The sequence below is a fragment of the Flavobacterium sp. genome (genome assembly GCF_028712645.1).
Classification (GTDB): Bacteria; Bacteroidota; Bacteroidia; order Flavobacteriales; family Flavobacteriaceae; genus Flavobacterium.
Map to the genome: position 1 here is coordinate 1 of NZ_JAQTPQ010000330.1, position 3,329 is coordinate 3,329.

At 30.2% G+C, this 3,329-nt stretch carries 4 protein-coding genes; all 4 read right to left on the minus strand.

Annotated features, from left to right (window positions below; genetic code table 11):
- Positions 1 to 1,032: efflux RND transporter periplasmic adaptor subunit (locus PHC28_RS17285; RefSeq protein ID WP_300103487.1), on the minus strand; the 1,032-nt coding region annotated here is incomplete at its 3' end.
- 4 nt (positions 1,033 to 1,036) lie between these two features.
- Positions 1,037 to 2,383: a TolC family protein gene (locus PHC28_RS17290; protein ID WP_300103489.1), complete on the minus strand. Its 1,347-nt coding sequence runs from the start codon at positions 2,381 to 2,383 to the stop codon at positions 1,037 to 1,039.
- A 47-nt stretch (positions 2,384 to 2,430) separates the two neighbouring features.
- The gene (locus PHC28_RS17295; protein WP_300103491.1) at positions 2,431 to 3,048 is read right to left on the minus strand and encodes a TetR/AcrR family transcriptional regulator; all 618 of its coding nucleotides are present in this window, start codon (positions 3,046 to 3,048) and stop codon (positions 2,431 to 2,433) included.
- A gap of 70 nt (positions 3,049 to 3,118) precedes the next feature.
- On the minus strand, positions 3,119 to 3,329 hold a 211-nt coding region (locus PHC28_RS17300), incomplete at its 5' end, for a DUF2798 domain-containing protein (RefSeq protein WP_300103493.1).

A 3,329-nucleotide genomic window follows, 5' to 3' on the forward strand; every position in this document is an offset into this window, starting at 1 on the left:
TGAATTTTCATTTAGGAAGGCACTATTGGAAACAATAATTGATTTAATGTTTTCTAAACCACTTTTGACCGTAACTTGATTATTATTGAAACTATCAATGATGATAGGAATTCGTTTTACGCCATTATTAAAAGGAACAAATACAAAAGCATTATTACCGTCTGCCTCAATCAAAGCGTCATACGGAATGACAGGCAAATTAGTTGTGTTTTTAGTTTTTATTTCTGCTTTTGCAAACATTCCAACAGCAAGTTTTGTTCCCGATAATTCTAATTTCAATTCGATTTGGAAAGAACCGTTTGTTTGATCAGATGCTTGTGATTTTCTAAAAACTTTGGCATTGAAAATCTGATTTGGAAAGGCATCAATATGGACTTTTGCATTTTGATTTACTTGTATTGAAGCCCAATCAGCATCTGTAACACCAAGTTTAAGAACCCAATTATTGTTTTTATTGGTTTCGTTTATTGCCAATATTGGCGTTCCTGCATTGACAACTTCGCCTTGGTTCGTTAACTTTTTGGAAACAAAACCATCTGAACTAGCATAAATGGTAGCATATTCTTGATTGAAAGCAATCACATTAACCGTCTTTTGAGCAAAATCCATTGCTGTTTTTGCATTTTGAAGTTGTTCGAGCGTGGCAACACTATCTTTATATAAATTGTTGGCTCTAGTGTAATCTCTTTTTGCTTTATCGTAGCCAAATTGTGCTTGTTGCAATTGCGAGTTAATCTCGGTTATTTTCAGTTTTGCCAATAGTTGTCCTTTCTTGAAATGCTGCCCTTCTTCAACAAAAATTCTATCGATTATGCCTCCAATTTTGAAGGAATACCTTGCTTCATTTTCGGTAGTTATCAACCCTGTTGCCAGAATGTTTTTTTCTTGATTTAATGAATTTATAGTTGCTATTTTTACAGGAATAGCTTCTTTAGAATTTAACTCGGTTGCTTTTTTGTCTTCTTTGTGTCCGCAGCTTGTAAGCAATAGTATGATTATTACTAAAGTCGAAAGTGGATTAATTTGTTTCATTTTTTTAATTGTTAAGTTTAAAACTGGCATTTGCTCTTTCTATTTCTGCATCCTTTATCCAAGTATCATACAGTGAAATGTTTGATTGCAATTGCGCATTGATTAATTGGTTTTGTGCATCTAAAAGTTCTATAAAAATTACCTGACCTTCTTTATACATTTTTTGAATATCGGCATAGTATTTGTCGGCAGTAATTAATTGTGATTTTGATGCTTCGTAATTTGCAATCGCAGATTGAAAATTGTTTTTTGTTACCGAAAGTTGTGTCAGCAATTGCTGTTCAACATATTTTTCTTGTGACTGCAGATAATCTTGGTCGGCTTGAGTTTGTTTGGTTTTATAGCTGTTTTTTCCAAAAGAAAAAAAATTCCAATCGAGAGCAACTCCAAAAAGATAATATCTTGATTTGTCATTGAATTTCCAGTCAAAGGCTTGTGAACCCAAATCTATAAATGTTCCTATTTTTGGTACTAAATAGGATTTATTGAGTTTAATTACATTGTCATTTATGGATTGTGCCGATTTTAATTTTAGTATTTCTTCTCGATTAGAAACTTCATTTTTTCCTAATTCGTTTTCTAAAGGAGTTGCCGCTAAATCATCAACATTAATCTCGTTTTGTAATGGTTTGTTTAGTAGAAAATTGAAATATTGTTTTGCAGATATTTCGTTTTGTTGAGCGGTAATTAGTAAAGCATTTATTTTACTTACTTCGTTTTCGCTTCGGATTACTGACGTTCTGTTTACCTTATCATTATTGAATAATGAAGTGTTGATTCGCTTGTTTTCTTGCACTAATTTTAAAGCTGATTTATAGATTTCTATAGCTTTTACCGATTGTGAATATTTGTAATAAGCAATTTTAATTTCCTTAACCAATTCTCTTTTATAAAGGTCAATTTCTATTTTTTGCAAATCGACTTGTTGCTTTTTTATCTTTTTGTTATAAATAATTTCAGCATTTAATAAAGGCATACTTGTTCTGAATTTGGCATCGTAATAGTTATTTGGATTTAGTAAAATGTTTTTGTTTTCTAACGAAGGAAAATTATTAGTTCCTGTTAATTGGTTCAAAGTAGTGTAGGCAGGGTTTAATAAATCTCCTAATGGAATATCAATTGTTCTGCCTCCATCAGCTCTTGTATATGTGGTATTGAAATTTACATTAGGTAAAAAGAGCGTTTTGGCTTCTTCTAAAGCATAAATACTTTTTGATAAGATAAAATTTTGTTGCTTGATAGTTTCGTTGTTTTTTAAACCATCTTCAATGTAATTTTCCAATTTAGTTTGTGCAAATGATGATTGTGTTATTAGAATCACAATCATTAGAAGTGTTTTTGTTTGTTTCATATATCATTGTTTATTTTATGAACATTGTTCAAATTATTGCAAAAAAATTATAGATTATCGATCATTTTTAAGAATTCATTATAGCCATCCCCCACAATAGTAGAAGGATTTGTCAAATTTACACCTTTGGTACGCTGTCTAATTTCTAAACAGCACATACCGTGCACCATACTCCAAATCATAAAAGATAAAGGTTCTGAATTGTGGTTTTTAAAATGCCCTTGTTCGATACACTGAGTTATGGTGGAATTTAAAACTTCAAATGTTGCTTTACCTTCATTCCATTCTTCTTCATCAATGGCATTTAAAAAATCAATTGGAGCTTTTAAGTTGAACATTAAATCATACATTTCTGAATTTTCTATTGCGAATTTTATATACACTTTCCCCATCACTTTCAATCGTTCCATTGGATTAATGATTGCATATAATTCCTTAAAATAACCTCCTAATTCTGAAAATCCTTCTGAATGTAAATCGTGTAGAATTGCATTTTTATCTTTAAAATAAACATATACAGTACCAATACTATAATCAATTTCTTCAGCAATATTTCGGATAGTAGTTTGTTCAATACCTTTTTCTACGAATAGTTTTTTTGCACTATTTAATATTAAACTTTTTAAGTTTTCTTTTTCTCTTGCCTTTCTATCCGCTGTACTCATTGTTTGTTTTTCAGGATACAAATATAAATATATTTTTGAACAACGTTCATTAATTATAACATTAAACTGACTAAAGTTTCTTTTTATCTAACTTTTCTTTTATATGAGGAACAATAATGTGTATCGAAGGAGTAGCGATTACAAAAGCAATGAGCCAACTGCGTAACCAAATAAAAAGAAAGTTATATACAAAACCTATATTGACCGCAATTATTATGAAGGTCATATAACTCGTAACAATCATAGCAGTGAATAGTGAAATTTTCAGCCCTTTTGCTTTC